Annotated in this window: 18 protein-coding genes; 16 read left to right on the forward strand and 2 right to left on the reverse strand. The window is 29.0% G+C overall.

Annotation, left to right across the window (positions count from 1 at the left end):
- The first annotated feature begins 737 nt into the window (after positions 1–737).
- Both ACSYT2_RS05680 and ACSYT2_RS05685 read left to right on the forward strand, forming a co-directional pair.
- Positions 738–944: a hypothetical protein gene (locus tag ACSYT2_RS05680; RefSeq protein ID WP_430856208.1), complete on the forward strand. Its 207-nt coding sequence runs from the start codon at positions 738–740 to the stop codon at positions 942–944.
- Positions 945–1,029: 85 nt separating this feature from the next.
- Positions 1,030–1,239 (forward strand): hypothetical protein, encoded by a 210-nt coding sequence (locus ACSYT2_RS05685; RefSeq protein ID WP_438384028.1) that lies wholly within the window; start codon positions 1,030–1,032, stop codon positions 1,237–1,239.
- Between the two features lie 101 nt (positions 1,240–1,340).
- On the opposite strand, the gene ACSYT2_RS05690 is transcribed toward ACSYT2_RS05685, so the two are convergent.
- Together ACSYT2_RS05690 and ACSYT2_RS05695 are read right to left on the reverse strand one after the other, a co-directional pair.
- Positions 1,341–1,523, reverse strand: a complete 183-nt coding sequence (locus ACSYT2_RS05690; protein WP_438384030.1) for a 4Fe-4S binding protein — start codon at positions 1,521–1,523, stop codon at positions 1,341–1,343.
- A 26-nt stretch (positions 1,524–1,549) separates the two neighbouring features.
- Complete coding sequence (locus ACSYT2_RS05695) at positions 1,550–1,921, reverse strand: pyridoxamine 5'-phosphate oxidase family protein (RefSeq protein WP_438384031.1); 372 nt, start codon at positions 1,919–1,921, stop codon at positions 1,550–1,552.
- Between the two features lie 183 nt (positions 1,922–2,104).
- Between ACSYT2_RS05695 and ACSYT2_RS05700 the strand changes: the two genes are divergently transcribed.
- The 14 genes from ACSYT2_RS05700 (at position 2,105) to ACSYT2_RS05765 (ending at position 19,750) form a co-directional block, all read left to right on the forward strand.
- Positions 2,105–2,608 (forward strand): RrF2 family transcriptional regulator, encoded by a 504-nt coding sequence (locus ACSYT2_RS05700; protein WP_438384033.1) that lies wholly within the window; start codon positions 2,105–2,107, stop codon positions 2,606–2,608.
- 389 nt (positions 2,609–2,997) lie between these two features.
- Positions 2,998–3,798 (forward strand): ABC-three component system protein, encoded by an 801-nt coding sequence (locus tag ACSYT2_RS05705; RefSeq protein ID WP_438384035.1) that lies wholly within the window; start codon positions 2,998–3,000, stop codon positions 3,796–3,798.
- Positions 3,782–4,009, forward strand: coding sequence for an ABC-three component system middle component 7 (locus ACSYT2_RS05710; RefSeq protein ID WP_438384037.1), 228 nt, complete (start codon positions 3,782–3,784; stop codon positions 4,007–4,009). Before ACSYT2_RS05705 ends, ACSYT2_RS05710 begins: the two co-directional genes overlap by 17 nt.
- Positions 3,999–5,612 (forward strand): DUF2326 domain-containing protein, encoded by a 1,614-nt coding sequence (locus tag ACSYT2_RS05715; RefSeq protein WP_438384039.1) that lies wholly within the window; start codon positions 3,999–4,001, stop codon positions 5,610–5,612. The genes ACSYT2_RS05710 and ACSYT2_RS05715 overlap by 11 nt, the downstream gene beginning before the upstream one ends.
- 659 nt (positions 5,613–6,271) lie before the next feature.
- Complete coding sequence (locus ACSYT2_RS05720; protein WP_438384041.1) at positions 6,272–6,586, forward strand: nucleotide pyrophosphohydrolase; 315 nt, start codon at positions 6,272–6,274, stop codon at positions 6,584–6,586.
- Between the two features lie 21 nt (positions 6,587–6,607).
- Positions 6,608–8,548, forward strand: a complete 1,941-nt coding sequence (locus ACSYT2_RS05725) for a DNA/RNA helicase domain-containing protein (protein ID WP_438384043.1) — start codon at positions 6,608–6,610, stop codon at positions 8,546–8,548.
- A 207-nt stretch (positions 8,549–8,755) separates the two neighbouring features.
- Positions 8,756–9,460 carry an MBL fold metallo-hydrolase gene (locus ACSYT2_RS05730; RefSeq protein ID WP_438384045.1) on the forward strand — a complete coding sequence of 235 codons (705 nt, stop codon included), beginning with the start codon at positions 8,756–8,758 and terminating at the stop codon, positions 9,458–9,460.
- A gap of 15 nt (positions 9,461–9,475) precedes the next feature.
- Entirely contained in the window at positions 9,476–9,826 is a 351-nt protein-coding gene (locus ACSYT2_RS05735; protein ID WP_438384046.1) for a hypothetical protein, read from the forward strand.
- Between the two features lie 367 nt (positions 9,827–10,193).
- Positions 10,194–12,104: an OPT family oligopeptide transporter gene (locus ACSYT2_RS05740; RefSeq protein WP_438384048.1), complete on the forward strand. Its 1,911-nt coding sequence runs from the start codon at positions 10,194–10,196 to the stop codon at positions 12,102–12,104.
- Positions 12,105–12,221: 117 nt separating this feature from the next.
- Positions 12,222–14,426, forward strand: a complete 2,205-nt coding sequence (locus ACSYT2_RS05745; protein ID WP_438384049.1) for a GGDEF domain-containing protein — start codon at positions 12,222–12,224, stop codon at positions 14,424–14,426.
- Positions 14,427–14,598: 172 nt separating this feature from the next.
- Positions 14,599–16,419, forward strand: a complete 1,821-nt coding sequence (locus tag ACSYT2_RS05750; RefSeq protein WP_438384050.1) for a S8 family peptidase — start codon at positions 14,599–14,601, stop codon at positions 16,417–16,419.
- Positions 16,419–18,179: a S8 family peptidase gene (locus ACSYT2_RS05755; protein ID WP_438384052.1), complete on the forward strand. Its 1,761-nt coding sequence runs from the start codon at positions 16,419–16,421 to the stop codon at positions 18,177–18,179. Before ACSYT2_RS05750 ends, ACSYT2_RS05755 begins: the two co-directional genes overlap by 1 nt.
- A 174-nt stretch (positions 18,180–18,353) precedes the next feature.
- Positions 18,354–18,791 (forward strand): PilZ domain-containing protein, encoded by a 438-nt coding sequence (locus tag ACSYT2_RS05760; protein WP_438384054.1) that lies wholly within the window; start codon positions 18,354–18,356, stop codon positions 18,789–18,791.
- 203 nt (positions 18,792–18,994) lie between these two features.
- Positions 18,995–19,750 carry an EFR1 family ferrodoxin gene (locus ACSYT2_RS05765; protein WP_438384056.1) on the forward strand — a complete coding sequence of 252 codons (756 nt, stop codon included), beginning with the start codon at positions 18,995–18,997 and terminating at the stop codon, positions 19,748–19,750.
- Positions 19,751–19,788: the final 38 nt, after the last annotated feature.

Here is a 19,788-nt window from a genome sequence, read left to right on the forward strand (position 1 = left end):
TACTATAATTACAATAATTATGGAGTGGTTATAGTGATAATATAAATTAAATAGGCAACTAAAAAAAGAGTTGGAAATGTTATTTTCAGTCCTTTTTGCCATGTATAAAAAGTTTGATTTAATTTTACTTCACAAGGATAAATATGGAGCAGGAAGGTTAAAGAAAATAAAATAGTTTAATAATATAAAAGTAATTTGTAGTTATGCATGATATGTAGAAAGGATGATGTAAATAAAGGATAGATTTGTTAAGTTATTAAGTTGCTTAGAAACTTAATAACTAGTTTATATATTTGAAACATATATGAAAATAATGGTGCAAGAAAACTTGATGGAAGAGGAAAGGATAATTAAAATGCCTATCTTATAGGTGGTAAAGAAATTAATTGGAATAGGTAGAGTGCTATTACAATTAGGATTTAACTAAGTATTCAGATGAAGATTTATTAATAGTATTAAGAAAAAGAGCAGGATACTATTTGATTATTGCAAAGAAAGGCAAGAGAGCTTTTGAATGTAGTGATAATGTCTATATAAATAATTATGATGAAGAATTGTTAAGTTAAATAATACAATAAAATAGAGATTTATTTAATGAGCTATTAAAGTTAACAAGTTAGTTTTTAGAAAAAGCCACATAAATGTTCTTTTAAAATTGAATAATAGAGTATTGCAATGTGCTATAATAGCATTAAGTTACAGATAGATAAATTAGAATTTGAAGGGGGTAAATAATAATGAGTAAATACAATTCTTTATGGGAATATGTGCAGAAAGATGGAAGTCCTTCTTTTAAATTAACTTTTGAAGAAATACAGAATATTGCTGGAATATCAATAGACCATTCTTTCTTGAAGTATAAAAAAGAACTTACAGAATATGGTTACCAAGTTGGGAAAGTATCGATAAAAGAGCAAACAGTTATTTTTAATAAGATTGATTGAAAAACTTCAGTTTGTTGATTAGCTTATTAAAGAGATAAAGAGAAGAAAACTAAAAAATATGATGTTAAAAATCTCTAAATCTTTGTTGGAAAAAGATAGAGCCATAGATATATATAGTAAGAGAGATTTGGAAAAAGCATTGCCACCTGTGATTTCTATTATAAATAAAACAGAAAAGGTTAGAAGTAAGTATGGAGAAGACAGTACTAAACATGAGATATTAACACTCATTATAGAGGCAATGTATATTTCTAAGGTATTAATAGAACGAGAAATTATACAAAGAAATAGGTAATTGATTATACAAGTTAATCAATCTCAAATTTAATAAAACTATATTACAAGTAAGCAATATAGTTTTATTAAAGATGAATCTATTCTATTTTAATTAATATCCTATCCTTGAACTTCACTAATACATTTCATAGGACAAGCAGCTTCACATGCTCCACAATCTACACAAGCAGATTCATTGATTAATCTTTTTCTATTATCTTCTTCTGAAATACAACCAACGATACATACTCTTTCGCAGGTTCCACAGCCTATACAAATTGACTTATTAATTCTTCTTGACATAGTATTCTCCTTAAATAAAAAACTTATTATAATGTTTGCTTACAAGAGGTAACAGTAACTTCTAATACTCTTGTTAAGAATGGATACTTTTCTCTCATCATATTAAAGTGCTCTCCATCTTTTAAGAATCTAGCAGTTCCTTCAATTAAAAATCCAGTTCCCATATATCTATAGCCTTCAACTTCATGACTACCAAGAGTTAACTTAACTTTAGGGTTTATATTAATATTATTTTCAGTGTTAATCATTGCAGCAGCAGGAATTAAAATCTTATTATCCTCTACTATAACTAAATAGCTATTCCATGTATTAGAAGCATGAGCCTCATTATTTGCGCAAGTTACAATAGAAACTACACCTTCGTGATTTAGAACTTCAAAAAACTTTTCATTAAACATTATATCGTCTCCTTTAATTACAGATTTAATTTATCGTGGATAACCTTTATCCATAATCATAGTATAATAATTTCTGCAGGATGTCAATAATAAAATATAATAGGGTTTTTAGGTCTTACTTGAATTAAAATCAGTAATGATGTTATTATAAAGTAAATTATTTATATAAGGAGAATGACTATAATGAAGTTTTCAATAGGAGTAGAGTATGCTCTACATTGTTTATTGTATATGGTAAATTTAGAGGAAGGAAAATCAGTTGGAATAAGGGATTTGGCAACTTTTCAAGGTATATCAGAGACTTATTTATCTAAGGTATATGCAAAGCTAAGTAAGTCTGGAATTGTAAAGTCTGTACCAGGGGTAAAGGGTGGATATGCATTAGCTCGTAGTGCAGATGAGATAACATTTTGGAATGTAGTTGAGGCTGTAGAGGGAAGTGAGCCAATATTTCAGTGTGCAGAAATCAGGCAGAATAATATATTGCTGGATAAGGATAATTTACCTGAGACACATACTAAGTGTCCTTGTTTGATTAAGGTTGTGATGCTTGAGGCTGAAGATGAGATGAGAAAGTATTTGAATGGTAAGACTTTGGGGTGGTTACATAGTGAAGTTTATGGGGGTATTTTGCCTAAGGAGATGAAGGTGGCTACTGAGGAGTGGTTTAGTAGGGGGAGGAAATAAGTAATATAGGGTTTGAATTTGTTAGTGAAGTTGGCTTTGAGAGGCTCGGGATTCCGAGTCTCTTTTTTGCTAAAAGTAGGATTTGAAGGCTTGTATTGATAGAAAAATAGAGGCTTTTACATGATGAGGTTTGGATAGAGAAGATACTATAGCCAGAGGGATGGAGGAGTACAGTGATTTATATTGAACAGAATACGGGAGTTGCAAGGAGTTATGGTTTGCATGGTTATGATAAATTAAGTTTTAAGCAATAAATAAAAGTAGACATAATATTACAGTATAGTATAATCAATATGGATGTATTTGGAATAAAATTAATTATTAATGGTTGTAGTGTCGAAAATGTATTTTAATAATATGGTTATACATTAATATGAGGGGGTCTGAACTTGGACAATATAAAGGCAAATGATCCATATTTAATAGATAGAATTGCTATTACAGATAATATGGATAGAGCATATTTATTGGAAGTAAGCGGGATATGTCCTTTGTGTGGGAAATATATGTTAGCAGAGAAGGGAAAGCGTATAAATAAGAAATATGAGATTGCGCACATTTATCCTAACAGTCCAATAGCTAATGAAGAAAATGAGCTAATGGGACTTGAAAGATTGGGTAATAACTGCGAAGATTTCGAAAATAAAATTGCATTATGTAAAGATTGTCATGGTTATTATGATTATCATAAAACGAAAGAGGAATATTTAAATTTAATAAAAATTAAAAAAAGACTACTCTCTTCTTCTAAAGCCCAAATAGCTACTTCTCACCAAGATTTAGAGCAAGAAATAATTTTGGTAATTAATGCTCTTTCACAAATTGATGAAAAGACATTAAAAAATATGAAATTGGAATATAGAGCATTGAAGATTGCTGATAAAATTGAGGATACATATTCTATATTAAAAATTAAAGTTGAAACATATGTTTGTATTTATTTTAATTTTATAAAAGAAACATTTCAAAATCTGGAGCAATCAGGACAGATGAACTTTACATTAGTTGCATCAGAGATAAAGACAAGTTTTTTGAAATGCGAAAAAGAAATGGTTAGCAAAAGTGACATATTTAAACATTTAGTAAGATGGATAGAATCAAAATCATTAGGAGCTTCAAATGAAGCATGTGAAGCTGTCATTTCGTATTTTGTGCAGAGTTGTGAGGTGTTCCATGAAATTACCAAATAAATTATTCAGTTATAGCGAAAGCATAATAAATAAATTTCCTATTATATTAAATATTTTAGAAAAAGAAGAATTAACTGTTTATGAATTATATATAAAAGTAATTAATAAATTTGCTGGTATTACTGAATTTATAGAGACATTAGAGTGCCTATTTGTTTTAGGTAAAATAGAATATAATTATATATCAAGGAGAGTTTATTATGCTATATGAGGTTATTTGTGAACAATTTAAAGAAAAAAGAATCGAATTTTATCCTAACTTAAATACTATTTTGGGTGATGACTATGGTACAAATTCTATTGGTAAATCTACTTTTTTAATGATTATAGATTTTGTATTTGGTGGGAAAGATTACATATTAAAATCTACAGATATTCAACGTAACGTTGGAGCCCATACAATTAAATTTTGTTTTATTTTTCATGGGAACAGATATTACTTTTCAAGAAATACAAATGAATTAGAAAGTGTTGGTAAGTGCAATGAAAAATATGATATTATATCAAATATCTCACTTGGAGATTATCAGAAGTTTTTAAAGAAAGGTTATGGTATAGAATATACTAATATTAGTTTTCGTGACATTGTTGGTAGGTATACTAGAATATACGGAAAAGATAATCTAAATGAGAAACGACCATTAGATATTGTCCATAATGAATCAGCTGGAGCTCCAATTAATGCATTATTAAAATTGTTTAACTTATATAATGAAATTTCTGAGCTAGAGTCATTATTAAAGAAAAGAGAAGAAGAACTAATTACATTTAAAAATGCTCAAAAATATAAATTTGTATCGTCTATTGGTAAACGTCAGTATACTATAAATTTAAATGAATTAGATGTTTTGAACAAAGAAAAGGAAAAAATTTCCGTGGATTTGGATAATAATTTGTTAGATATAGATTCAGTCAAAGCTGAGGAAGTACTGAGATTAAAGCAACGCTTGTCAGTAGCTAAAAGACAATTAAGTAAATTTTATTCTGAATTTATTTCAATAAATAATAGTATAAAAGAAACTTCTAGTCTGAGATCAGGACAATTCAATGAATTATTAGAGTTTTTCCCAAATGCAAATGTCAAAAATATCATAGAAGTAGAAGAATTTCATCATGAAATAAGAAAAGTATTGAAAAATGAATTAGCTGATAAGAAAAAAAAGCTAAGTTTATTAATGTCAACTTCACAATTAGAAATAGATGAAATTGAAGGAAATATTAAAGAAGTAATTCAGATACCTAACTTATCAAAGGCTATATTAATTAAATACTCGAATTTACAGAAAAAAATTGAAGCAATAGAAAATGAGAATAATGCATATGAAAAATTAATTAATCTAACTACTTCAAGGAATGATACAAAAGATAGAAGAGACAGCATGAAAATGGAGCAGCTACAGAAGCTACAAAGTAGTATTAATATTAAAATGCAGGAAATAAACGATTATATATATTTTGGGAAAAAGAAACCTCCTATTCTTTTCTTTGACAAGAATAAATATAAGTTTGAAACTGTAGATGACACTGGGACAGGCACTTCATATAAGAGCATGGTAGTATACGATTTAAGCGTACTAGAGATGACTGTATTACCAATTTTAATTCACGATTCAGTTGTCTTAAAGCAAATAGCTGATGATGCTATTGAAAAAATACTCTTAAAGTATAAAAGTGTTGGTAAACAGATTTTTATTTCATTTGATAAGAAATCAGCATATAGTAAAGAAAGTAGAAGAATATTGGAAGAAACAAAAGTTTTAGAACTTTCAGCAAATGGAAATGAATTATTTGGTAAGTCATGGAATAATAGATAAATTGATAAAGTGTTTTTAAAAACAAAGTAACTATAGGTATTATTGTTAATAAGTAAAATATAGAGTTAATAGTCTTAAAAAGTGGTGAACATGGTAGTATGTATTATTTGCTGTGGGATAGAAAAGGAAAAAGATAAAATTAATTACTCTTCTTGGAACAATAGGTCCCATAGGCTGAGTATTACATTCTTTACGATAGATAAAATGTTTTCTCAAATAAATCAATAAATTACACTAGGAATAGAAAAAAATGTTGGATAAATATGGATATTTGCATCATAGCAGAAAATATGTATCATTGATTTAATAAAAAGGAATATTCTTTTAAGAATACAATATTACTTTAGTTTGTATATGTGTACTAGCACTGCTACCTGAAATAATTAAAAAATTATTTTAAGTTAGTTAATTTAATATATAGTACAAATTTAAAAAATTATATCAGTGATTGTATACTCAATACTAATAAAATAAAAGAGAGGTAGGGATAATCCCTGCCTCTTAACTTTAAATTAATATTCAAATTCTAAATTAACTAAAAGTAAATGAACTTAGAAACTAAAGATGAAATCCCCAAATAAATTATGGTACAATTATAGTAATAGATTCACAATATAGGAAACATAATATATATGGATTTTTAATAAAGGAGAAAAATAATGGAAGAAATAAAAAGTAGAGTAAGAAAATTCAGAGACGACAGGGATTGGTCACAATTCCACACACCAGGAAACTTAGCCAAAGCAATAAGTATTGAGGCAGGAGAGTTATTAGAGCATTTCCTTTGGGATGATAACTACAATAAAGAAGCAGTAGGAGAAGAGCTAGCTGATGTTATGGTTTATTGCTTACATATGGCGGACTCTCTAGGCGTTAATATAGAGGATATAATAGAGAAAAAAATGGATAAGAACGAAAAGAAATATCCAGTAGAAAAAGCTAAGGGGACAAGCAAAAAGTACACTGAACTTTAAAAAGTAGGGATGGGGTAGCAAATGATAGTTTATGAGGCAAGTAAGGATGAATTCATAAAGCATGTAGATAATGATGAAATAAGTATAGCAATAGAAAAGGTATATAGAGAAAAGATTGGTAAGGCTAATCAATCTGAAGTAAGGGCATGGAAAAATTCTATGCTTTATATGTATAAAGCACTAAACATACCTCAAATTCCAGGGGATTGTACAGTTGCAATTGAATACAGAATTCCAGCAACATCAATGAGAATAGATTTTATACTTTCAGGTCTAGACAAAGATGATAAGCAAAATGTAATTATTGTAGAATTAAAACAATGGGAGAAAGTAGAAGAGGTTCAAGATGAAGATGGAATAGTTAAGACTTTTATAAATAAGGGAGTTAGAAGAACAACACATCCATCTTATCAAGCATGGACTTATGCCTGTGCAATTGAAGATTATAATGAAGGGGTAGAAAAGAATAGGATAGCTTTGCATCCCTGTGCATATTTACATAACTATATAAAAAAAGAAAATGATCCATTAATTTCAGACGGCTATAATAACTACTTAGAAAAGGCTCCAGCATATACTCAAGGAGAGGTTAATAAGCTTAGGAAGTTTATTTTAAGGTATGTTTCAAAAGGAGATAGGGGTAAAACTTTATATGACATTGAAGGTGGCAAGATAAGACCTTCAAAATCACTACAAGATGCTCTTGTATTAATGCTTGATGGGAATGAAGAATTTAAGCTTATAGATCAACAAAAGGTTGTTTTTGAAAGAATAAAAAAGGTGGCATTGAAAAATATATTATCAGGGAAGAAGCACGTTTTTATTATAAAAGGTGGTCCAGGTACAGGAAAGTCAGTATTAGCTATTAACTTATTAGTAAAGCTTAATGCAGCAGGTTATCTTACACAGTATGTTTCTAAAAATGTAGCACCTAGAGAAGTATACGCATTAAAACTTAAAAGGAACTATACTCAAAAGTTTATAGGAACTTTGTTTAAGGGATCAGGATCTTATATTGACTCAAAAGAGAATGAAATAGATGTTTTGCTAGTTGATGAAGCACACCGCTTAAATGAAAAATCTGGAATGTTTAAGAATAAGGGTGAAAATCAAATAAAAGAAATAATAAGCACATCAAAGTTATCTGTATTCTTTATTGATGAGGAACAAAGAGTAACATTTAGTGATATTGGTTCTGTAGAAGCAATAAAACATTTTGCTAAGGAACAAGGGGCGAAAGTTATTGAAGAAGAGTTAACAGCACAATTTAGATGTAATGGTTCAGATGGATATTTAAATTGGATTGATGATGTACTAGAAATAAAAGATACAGCAAACTTTGATGGATTTGACTTTGATTATGAGATTAAAGTTTTAGATAATCCAAGTGAGATTAAAGAATTAATAATGGAAAAGAATAAGGAAAATAATAAAGCAAGAATGCTTGCAGGATACTGTTGGGAATGGGAGACTAAAAATGACAATAGGGAAGACACATATGATATTGTTTTACCAGAATTTGATTTTAAAATGAAGTGGAATCTTAATAGCAAAGAACCATGGGCAATAGGAAAAAATTCTGTAAATGAAATTGGGTGTATTCATACCTGCCAAGGTTTAGAGTTTGATTATGTTGGAGTCATTATAGGTGATGATTTAAGGTATGAAAATGGACAAGTAATAGCAGACTTTACTAAAAGGGCTCGTACGGATAAGAGTTTAAACGGGATAAAGAAGTTATACAAGAATAATAAACAAGAAGCATTAGATATAGCAGATAAACTAATTAAGAATACCTACAGGGTTTTAATGACTAGGGGAATGAAAGGATGCTATATTTATTGTAAGGATGAAGCCCTTCAAAAATATTTGAAGAATAGGGTAGATAATATAAAGAATAATTTAACTCATAAAGAAATTGAAGAGGAGTATGTATTATCTGAGAAGCTAGTTATTTTATAAATATATATAATGACTATCTAGCAACTTAAGAGAAGTAAAAAAGTAATAGAAGAAGAACTATAATTGTTGATAAGGCTTAGAGTAATCTAAGTCTTATTTTTATACAAAAATAAGTACAAACAATGAGTAGCACTTTATCAATAATAAAATGTGGTATAATTTGGTTATTAGATAATTCAAGTATCAATAGTAAAAGGGGAGTTAAAAATGAAACTACAACTACTAGGCAACTGCACAGTCCTACTAACAACCAAAACAACAAAAATAATCCTAGATCCCTACTTCAGCAATAAAGGTAACCTAATCTACAAGAGATCAAAACCAGTTTCACAAGACTACAAAAACATAGAAACCCTAGATGGAATCCTACTAAGTCACGAACACTTCGACCACATTGATATAAACTTCATCAAGAAATTCAAGGATAAATGCCCGCTATACGCACCCACCCTATCATTTATACCCTTACTATTAAATAGAAAACCAGCAAAGCTAGGAACAACCTTCCAAATAAAAGATATATCAATAACAGTTGTACAAGCTAGACATATGGTTCCAACAGTAGGCTATATAATACAAGCTGAAGGTAAAACCATATATTTTGCTGGTGATACCCTTTATGGAGCCTTTATGAAAGATATAGCATCCAAATTCTCTATTGATATTGCTATATTACCAATAACAAATTATTTTCCACCTATGACCATGGGTAAAGAGGGAATATTAAAAGCATTAAATGTATTGAAGCCTAAATACTTTATTCCAATGCATAAGGATATAGTACAAATATTCAAATCAGGAGATAGTACTATTTCAAAAGAAGAATTGGAGATGTTAATAAAGGATAGTAGTCTAAATACAGATTTAATATACTTAGAAAATGGCGAAATCTTTGATGATATTGATAATTAGTAAAGGGAGAAATTAATGAAAAAGCTCAAGTTAACAAATATTCTAGGTATAATAGGGGCAGTAATATGGACACTTACAGTCCTTGGACGAGATACCAATCTTATGACAAATGAGTCAATAAAATTTATCCTTGGAATAGCACCAAATATAGGAGCACCATGGATCTTTGCATTCATATCAGAAAGTCTATATACATCATTTTATAAAAACGAATATACCTATAAACTTACAATCATAACTTTAGTAGGGATATCTGTATTAGCTATAACATCTGAAATAATCCATGATTTCTTTCTAGGTAGTCCATTTGATATATACGATATAATTGCAACATTAATATCAGTAATTATTTATGCAGCAGTGTAAAAATTAATGAGAAGTAGTAAATATATAATGTCCTACATACTACAATTACAGTTCAATATATTAATTATGTGGTATTTCATGGGAGTTAATATAGTATACACAAAAAGTTAATTATAATAAATACAGTAATTATGACTATAATAATATCTATAATGTAAGTAAGTGTCGCCTAAGGTTAAATATATTTAATCTAAGGCGACTATTTTTAGCTTTATTAGACTCAAAGAAAGAATAAGTTAATTTATTATGTGCAACCTAAGTAAAGGAAAAAATAATTGCGACAATAAAGAACACATGATAATATAGTTTTTGGTACTATATTAATAAAATCATAGTATAATCAACAAACAAAGGAAGGAAATAACAAATGAAGAGAAAAGTGGCTAAATCGACTTCGGGTGAAAGTCATGGAGGAAAAGAAAACAAAGGATCAAACTTAGTTGTAATGATAATAGGAATATTACTAGCAACTGTATTTGCAGCATCTACTGCATATTCAGGTATGAAATCAGGATTAACTGTTGCAGCAGGAATTCCTGGAGCTATAATAGGTTCAATAATTCTTGGTATGTTTTCTCGTAGCAAAAACATATTTGGTAAGAACATAATACAAGGTATGTCAAGTGGTGGAGAATCTATAGCAAGTGGTGTAATTTATGTATTGCCTGCCATTATATTAATAGGCAGTGATGTTACATTTTTTGAAGGCATAGTTGTAGGTATAGCAGGAGCTTTATTTGGAATAGGGGCATTATCTCTAGTTTATAATTATTTAATAATTGAAGAAGATCAAAAATTAATGTATCCAGAAGCTTTAGCAATATCAGAAACTATACAGGCTTCAGAAGAAGGTGGAGATGCCGGAAAGTTCATGGGTATTGGATTTGTAGTAAGTGGTATTATTAATGTATTAACAGGGTCATTTTTAAATTTAATTAATAATACTGTTAATTTTTTAGGAAGTAAGTTCTACAAGTGGAAGTTTTCTACTGAAGTAAATCCTCTTTTATTAGGTATAGGCTTTATAGTAGGAATGGAAGTTGCCTTAACTATGTTTGCAGGTTCTGTACTGGCTAACTTTGGGATAGCTCCATTAATAGGCTACTTTACTGATTTTGCAGAATCTACTGCACATTCATGGAATGATTCTTCAGTATTGCTTAATTCAATGGACGTAAACTTAATATCAGGTAATTATGTTAAGTACATAGGTGCTGGAATGATGCTTTGTGGTGGGTTAATTGGTGCAATTAAGCTTATACCAACCATAATAGTTTCATTAAAAGAGACTTTTAAAGCAAAGAGCGGGCATGATGGTAATTCAGAAAAGAGCTCAGGACATGTATTAATATTATTAGTTGGAGTTGCACTTGCATTTGTAGCTGGGTTTATAATTTCAAAAAGCATTACTATGGCATTAATAGCAGCAATAGTATCATTAATATTAGCCCTATTATTTGTAATAGTTGCAGGTCGTTTAACTGGTACAATTGGAACATCAAACCTTCCTGTATCAGGTATGACAATAGCATCCTTAGTTATATTAACACTAGTATTTGTTGTAATGGGATGGACTGGTAAGTCAGATAATAAATCTTTACTTTTATTTGCACTATTTATGGTAGTAGCAATATCAGTAGCAGGTGGATATAGCCAATCTCAAAAGGTAACTTATATGATAAAGGGAAGAAAAAATGAAATGCAAAACTATTTTGTAATATCTAGTATAGTAGGTGTTGTAGTTGTAACTGGAACAATTCTTATATTAAAGGATCAAATTGCAGTTACTGGAGTAGATGCACCATTTGCTCTTCCACAGGCTAACTTAATGTCTACTTTAACATCAGGTATAATGTCAGGAAACTTACCATGGCCTATGATTATAGTAGGTGTAGTTATAGCACTATTCTTATATTTATTAAATATGCCTATAATGACTATTGCTATAGGATTCTATCTACCTATATCAACAACTTCTATAATACTAGTAGGAGCATTAATACGTTTATTTGTTGAAAAGATGAGTAAAACTGATAAAGTAAGAGAACTTAGAATATCTAATGGAATAAGCTTATCTTCTGGACTTGTTGCAGGAGGTTCTATAATAGGTCTAGTAGGGATAATACTACAATTAACAGGAGTAATAACACCTAAGGTTCCAATAGGCTTTGCATCTGGTAATATGATGGCAATAATATTATTAATAATTTTAGTTGTAGCAACAACAGTGCCAATTATGTTATCTAAAGTTAAGGGAATAAATAAGAAGAATACTTAGATTTTAAATTATGGGAGGTAGGGTGTATCCCTGCCTCTTACTTTTTATTTTAGATTAAGAAAAAACTTCAGGATTAGTAGATTTATTAATGTATTTAATATTAAGGAGGTGTTATGGGTGAAGAAAAATTCAATAATAAGAAAGGTGGAAATTGCAGTAATTATTCCTATACTTTTACAAGGATGTTTCTTTGCAATTGCAATTTTTAGAAGTAGTATAATACCAGCATTAGTAGATAATACATTTAATATTTTTTATGATAAAGTGAACAATAAGCAAACTTATATTGAAGATCAAATGCTACAAAATTGGAGTAATATAAATAATCAAGCAGAAGAAATTAATTCATATATTTTAAATATCTTAGAAAATAAGGGGGTATCAACTAAAGAATTAAATAGTAATAATAGCTTATCAAATGAAGTGCTAACAGATATATCAGAGGATATAATTAATATGGTACATAAAAACTATACAACTGATTTTTTTATAGTCTTTGATACTGTAAATGAAAATAGTGATAATTTAAATGTAGATAAAAAAGAAGGTATTTATATAAAGGATATCAATCCTGTAGGTACTAATCATGACAATTCTGATTTATATATAGAAATAGGATCAGTTGATGTTGTTAAAAATTTGAAGATATCTCCTGCTAGTAATTGGAAAAGTAAATATACACTAAACAAAGAAGAAGCTGATAATGATTTTTTTTATAAGCCAATAAGTGAGTTGAAGGAATATGAATATGAATATGAAGACATTAGAGAATTTAGATACTGGGGTAAACCATCAAATATAACAAATCCTAAAGTTAAAGTTATAACCTATTCTATCCCACTCATAAATAATGAAGGTATACCTTATGGTGTAATTGGTGTAGGTATTGACTTAAATTATATCAATGAGATTTTAACTAAAAATGAAAAGGATAACAAGACTTCATATGCCATAATGGTAGAATCAAATAATAGTGATAATAATCTAAACTTAGAAGATATCATAAGTCTTAATAGCACTAGTGAAGAAATATTGAATTATTATAAAAATGAAAATATGAAAATAGATAATATCTACGACAATATCCATAAACTCACAAATGGAAAGAAAAAGGATACAGGTTATATTTTTAAAAAAGAGATTAATTTATATAAAACTAATGATAGATTTTCAGAGGAAAAGTGGGATATTGTATTACTTATTAAAAGAGGGGATTTATTTCAACCAATATTAAAAACTTTGGAGTATTTAGTAAGCCTAATTATAGCTTCAACAGCTATAGGAATATTCCTTGCTTTGATATTAGTAAGAAAAGTGACAAGATCAACAAGGGATTTAGCTAAAAAAGTTAGAGAAAGCAATCCTAGAGAGCCTATAAGATTAGAGGAAGTAAATATATTAGAGATTGATGAACTATCAGCAGCAATTACAACCTTAAGTAGAAATGTGGCGGAGGAATCATCTAAGCTTAATAAGGTTATTAATCTACTAAATATTCCTTTGGGAGCATTTAAATATAGAAATGGCGAAGAAAGTGTATACTGCACTAAGGGGATATTTAAAGTATTGGGAATCGAAGGTGTACATGAAGCACCAGAATATTTAGATATTGAAACTTTTAAATTAATAATTGAAGATGCAACTAAGGTTAAGTATGAGAATGAGGAAAAAATATATATATTAAAAAATGATAATGAGGAGCGTTTGATAAAAATAATAGTTCAAGAAGATGAAAATGTAACAATTGGTATTATTACTGATGTAACTAAAGAAATTTCTGAAAAGATTAAAATAGAATATGATAGGGATCATGATGTTCTTACAGGACTGTTAAATAGAAGAGCCTTTAGAAGGATGTGTATGGAGAAACTTAAGAAAGATAATCTTAATACAGCTGCATTTATTATGTTAGATTTAGATAATTTAAAGTTTGTAAATGATTCTTACGGACATGAGTATGGAGATAAATATATTCAAAAGGCAGCTAATATACTTAAGGAATTTAAGAAACATAGGTCACTAATTTCAAGGATATCTGGGGATGAGTTTTCTATATTTATTTATGGATATGAAAATAAAGGTGAAATACTAGATATAGTAAAAGAAATACATAGAACTATGAAAAATACAATATTTTATTTGCCTGGGTCTAATGAATTGATGATAAGGGCTTCTGTAGGAATTGCATGGTATCCTGAAAATTCAGAGGATTACGATACTCTAGTTAAGTACTCAGATTTTGCAATGTATTCAATAAAGAATACTACTAAGGGAGATATAGCAGAATTTAATGAAAAGGAGTATAGAGAATATTATCTATAAGGTTTCATTTAGCTTATATAGTTATCCATATGATTTAGTATCATAGAGAGGTAGGGATTGTTCCCTGCCTCTTTCTTTATCAATCATTTAGTAATAATTATATATATATTAGAGATATTATTTGTAATGTATTAATAGTATTTAATATATTAAGTTATTTTTTGGAGTTAGTATGAGTAGAAGCTTAGGTAATTGTTATTATAATGAAGATTATATTAATTTAGTAGTAGGATATAGAGGAAACTTTAAAGAAGAAATAGATAAGGTAGATTATGCTTGTGGAGCAACTATCAATGATAAACTTGCAGTTATTTCTATAGAAGAAAGTGATATAGGTAGATTAAAAATTGATATTCCTTCTATATTGGTAATTCAACATAAAAGTATATTTATATTACAGAACACAGCACCTACTAATGTTAGTAATATAGATAGAATTCAAGAAAATCAATATCTAGGATTAGATGGGAGTAATGTTTTAGTAGGTATTGTTGATACTGGCATAGATTATTTAAATAAAGAGTTTATTAGAGAAGATGATACTTCAAGAATTTTGAGTATTTGGGATCAAACAGTTATATTAAAAGAAAAAGGAGAGCAATATATAGGACAAGTATTCTCTAATGAAGAGATTAATAAAGCAATAATAGCTAATAGAAATAATGAGGATCCATATGGAATAGTTCCTAGTAAAGATGAAATAGGGCATGGAACAAAAGTAGCAAGTATTATTGGAGCTAGAGGCTACGATGATTCAGTAAAAGGGATTGCTCCTAACTGTGAATTTGTAATAGTAAAGTTACAAGAATCTAGATATTATAATAAGTTACTTAATGAAAATGGTATAAAACCTGTACCAGTATATAATGCCTCTGAGATACTATCTGGAGTAGAGTATTTAAAGAACTATGCTGTGAATTTAAGTAAGCCAATGGTAATCTACATAGGTCTTGGAACTACAGAAGGAAGTCACGATGGTAAGAGTTTGATGTCAAAGTACTTATCATTAGTTGCTGAAATAGAAGGTATAGTTGTAGTAGCAGGTACAGGAAATGAGGGGAATTTAGAAGGACATAAATTAGGAAAACTAAATGGAGTAGGTTCAATAGAAAATATAGAATTGAAAATTTCAAAACCTATGAAAAGTTTTTATTTTTATATATGGGTAGGGGAGCCTGATAGAGTGACATTAAATATAATATCACCAAATGGTACAGAATCTTCATTTATTGCAGCAAAAGTAGATAGGGTTACTAGTTTTAAGTTTGCGCTGATGGATACCTCAGTGTATGTTAGATATTTTGTGCCAGATAATTTTACTGGTAAGCAAATGATAGAAGTATCATTTAATAATATAAAAGATGGAATATGGAATTTTCAATTAAAGGGAGAATATATAACAGTAGGAAGATATGATATATGGCTTCCTCCAGGGATAACAATACCAGATGGGACAAAATTCTTAGAACCAGATCCTTACACTACATTAGTAATACCTTCAATGGGGAAGAATGTTATTTCTGTTGCACATTATAATCAAGAAAATAATTCTATATTACCTGCATCAGGAAAGGGGTTTACCTCAGATGAGGTAACTAAACCTGGAATTGCAGCAGCAGGAATTAATATTCTAACTACAGATATATCAGGAAGTAGAAGTACTTTATCTGGGAGTTCAGCTGCAACAGCAATAGTAGCAGGAGCTTGTGCTATAGTACTACAATGGGGAATAATTAAAGGCAATGATAGAAGTATGACCTCTAAAAAAGTAGAAAGCTATTTAGTTTATGGGGCTGATAGGAAAAGAGAAGATATTCAGATATATCCTAACAGGAACATAGGATATGGTATTTTAAATTTATTTAATAGTTTAAATATAGTTATAGGAAATTATAGAGTAGTAAAAGAAGATAATTATTATGAATACTATATTAATAATTTATTTATTAGGATTCCGGAAAATTTAAAATATATAAGGGAGGAGAGAATTTAGTGAATAACATTCTATACACTACACCGGGATATGTCTTTAATGACAGTAATTTTATTAATTTCATTGTCAAATATAATGGTAAAATTCAAGGGGAAAAAGTGAAGGATAAGAATGTATATTTAACACCAGTAAATGATAAATATGCAATATTAACTGTTAGAAAAGATTTTAAAGGTAATGCGGAAACCCTTTCTTATATTAGAAACTTTCAATTAGATAGTAAGGAGAATTTAATACCGCCTATAATTTATGTAAAAACACCACAATTTTATACACTTCAAGAGCTTAGTCCTATAGATGCTTCAGGTGTTGAGTTTGTACAACATAAAGACTCTTTAGATTTAAAAGGGAAAGGCACATTAGTTGGAATAATTGATACAGGGATAGATTATTTAAATGAAGAATTGAGTGATTACAATGGGAAAACAAGAGTTACTACAATTTGGGATCAGACTATAAATTCCAATGACACTAATATTAATAGAGAGGTTCCATATGGTTCTATTTTTAGTAGAAATGAAATAGATCATGCTATAGAGATAAATAAAAGTGGGGGTGATGCATATAGCATTGTTCCAAGTAAAGATGAAATAGGCCATGGTACAAATATGGCAGGAATAATTGGAGCTATTGGGAAAAATCCAGAGCTTAAAGGCGTTGCCCCAGAGTGTGAATTTGCAGTAGTAAAGCTTAATGAGGATGCACGTTTTAAATTAGATTATGGCATAAAGGTTCCCATATATAACATTACTTCAATATTTATGGCAATAGAATACCTTTTAGAATATAGCATTGATAATAATAAGCCAATAGTTATTTTCTTGCCATTAGGAACTAGTTCAGGAAATCATAAGGGTGATGGTATTTTACAGCAATATATTGAATCAGTAGTAGGACATAGGGGAGTGGTTGTTGTTAGTGGAGCTGGAAATGAAGGCGCAGAACAAGGGCATACAGCTGGAAGTATATCAAATATTGGAGGAATAGACACTTTTGATATAGACGTTGGAGAGGAACAAAAGTTTATTACATTGGAAGTCTGGATTGATAGACCTGATATTATGTCAATTGAAATTATATCACCTTCTGGAGAGAATACAGGTATAGTGCCATTAATTATTAATTCAACAGAAGAGTATACTTTTATATTTGAGAAAACAAAAATTGTAGTTAATTATTTTATACCAGAACAAATAAGTGGAGATGAACTAATATTAGTGTATTTCTTTACACTAAGGCCTGGAAGATGGAAAATAAGGTTAACATCAAATAAGTATAATAAAGGCTTATATAATGCATGGATACCTCAAAAGGGTATTACTGTTGGTGATACAAAACTTATACCATATGATCCATGTGGTACACTAACTATACCAGGAGATTCTAGTGATGTAATAACTGCTGCATCATATAATCAAAATAATAATAATATAGTAGATTATTCAGGGGTTTCACTAAGAAATATATCATTAACTCAAATTGATGTTGCAGCAGGTGGTGAGAAAATGAAGACTATATCACCAAATAACAAAGTTTCTGTTATTAGTGGAACATCAGTATCAGCAGCAGTATTAGCAGGAGTTTCTACTTTAGTCCTTGAATGGGGAATAGTAAATGGATATAATCCATATATGTTTAGTGAAACTCTAAGATCATACCTTATACGTGGAACAGTAAAAAGAGAGGGAGATATATATCCAAATCCAGAGTGGGGATTTGGAATTTTAAATGTATTTGGTATATTTGAAAATATACGTTAGAAATGTTTTGACTGGGAATGATTATTGCTTAATCAAATATTTCCATATATAATTAATAGTGGGATTTATGTGAAAAAGAAAAAGGGAGTAACTTATAGTGAATTACTTAATGGGTAGATAAGTAATTATTAAAATAGCTATAAGTTTAAAGTTTATGAGAAAGAGAGTAGTAATATGGAAGAATACGTAAATAAGAGAAATATGTTTAGAGTTATTTTACCACTAAATTTGTGTGGGGAAATAACTATTAGCAGGGTTAATGGAAAGAAAATTGACAGTGGTAGGTCTTATATATGCATAATGGATATAAGTGCAACAGGAATAAAATTTAAATCAAATTTAAATTTTCCATTAGAAAATGTTATTTATAAAGTCTCCTTTAGCTTATATGGAATTAATTATGATATAGAATCTATGTTAGCTTGGAAAAGAGACAATGATAGTAATAATTATTTCTATGGGGTAGAATTCCGTCAAACAAAAGATGAAACAGAAGAATTGGTAAAAGTTATGACAAAATTAATTATAGATATTAAAAATAGTAAAGATGGTGCTTATGTCATATGCAAGAAGAAATGTCGTAAGTTAAAGAAGAATGGCGTTGTAGCATAGGAGTAAACCTTTTCTGAGATTGATATAAAAGATATAAGAAATTACATAGATGAAACTAAAAGACTCCAGTATAATATACTGGAGTCTTTTAGTTTTATAGTCATTAGGCCCCACTCTTTGAAAGAATTAAGAAAATGTATTATTATTAATAGGAAAACTTGTATTTGTTAGATTAAATATAAAATCTAAGGGGGGGAGAAAATATGAAGATTTATTACTTCACAGCTACAGGAAATTCATTATATGTAGCTAAGAAAATAAAAGATGCAGTAGGTGACTGTGAGTTAATATCTATACCAACTGCTTTAGAGAAGTCTGATTTTAATATAGATGATGATGTTATAGGTTTAATATATCCTATTCATTGTGGCTCACTACCTATTGTTGTAGAAGAGTTTATATCAAAATTAAATGTAAATAATAATACATATATCTTTGCAATAGGAGTTACTGGAGGGGGAGGAGCTAAAGATAGTTTCCCTCATATTAATGAACTTCTAGGCTCAAAAGGTGAATTAAGTAATTATACAACGGTTAAATACATTTCAAACTATACAAGAGCAGGTAAAAATCCAACTAAGGAAAGAGCTCTTAAGGCAATAAAGTTATATGATCCTGAAATAGATACCTTTATTGAAAGTATTACTCAAAGAGAAATAAAGAAAGTTGATTATAGAAGAGGGGGGAAATTATACTACAACTCTTGGAAAAAGTGGTTTAAGAATAAGGACAAAGCCTTTAATGTAAATGATGATTGTATAGGTTGTGAAATGTGCAAAGCTATTTGTCCGGTACAGGATATAGAAATGGTTGATAATAAACCAGTCTGGTTAGGAAAATGTACTGATTGTATGGGTTGTATAAATATATGCCCTAAGAAAGCTATTAATATTGGCAATAGAACTTTAAAGAAAGATAGATATAGAAATCCATTTATTGAAGTTAAAGAGTTAATATAGTATTGAGTAGCGCTTTTATTAATTGATTGAAATGAGAT

The sequence above is a fragment of the Clostridium zhoujianii genome (genome assembly GCF_051590805.1).
Lineage (GTDB): Bacteria > Bacillota > Clostridia > Clostridiales > Clostridiaceae > Clostridium.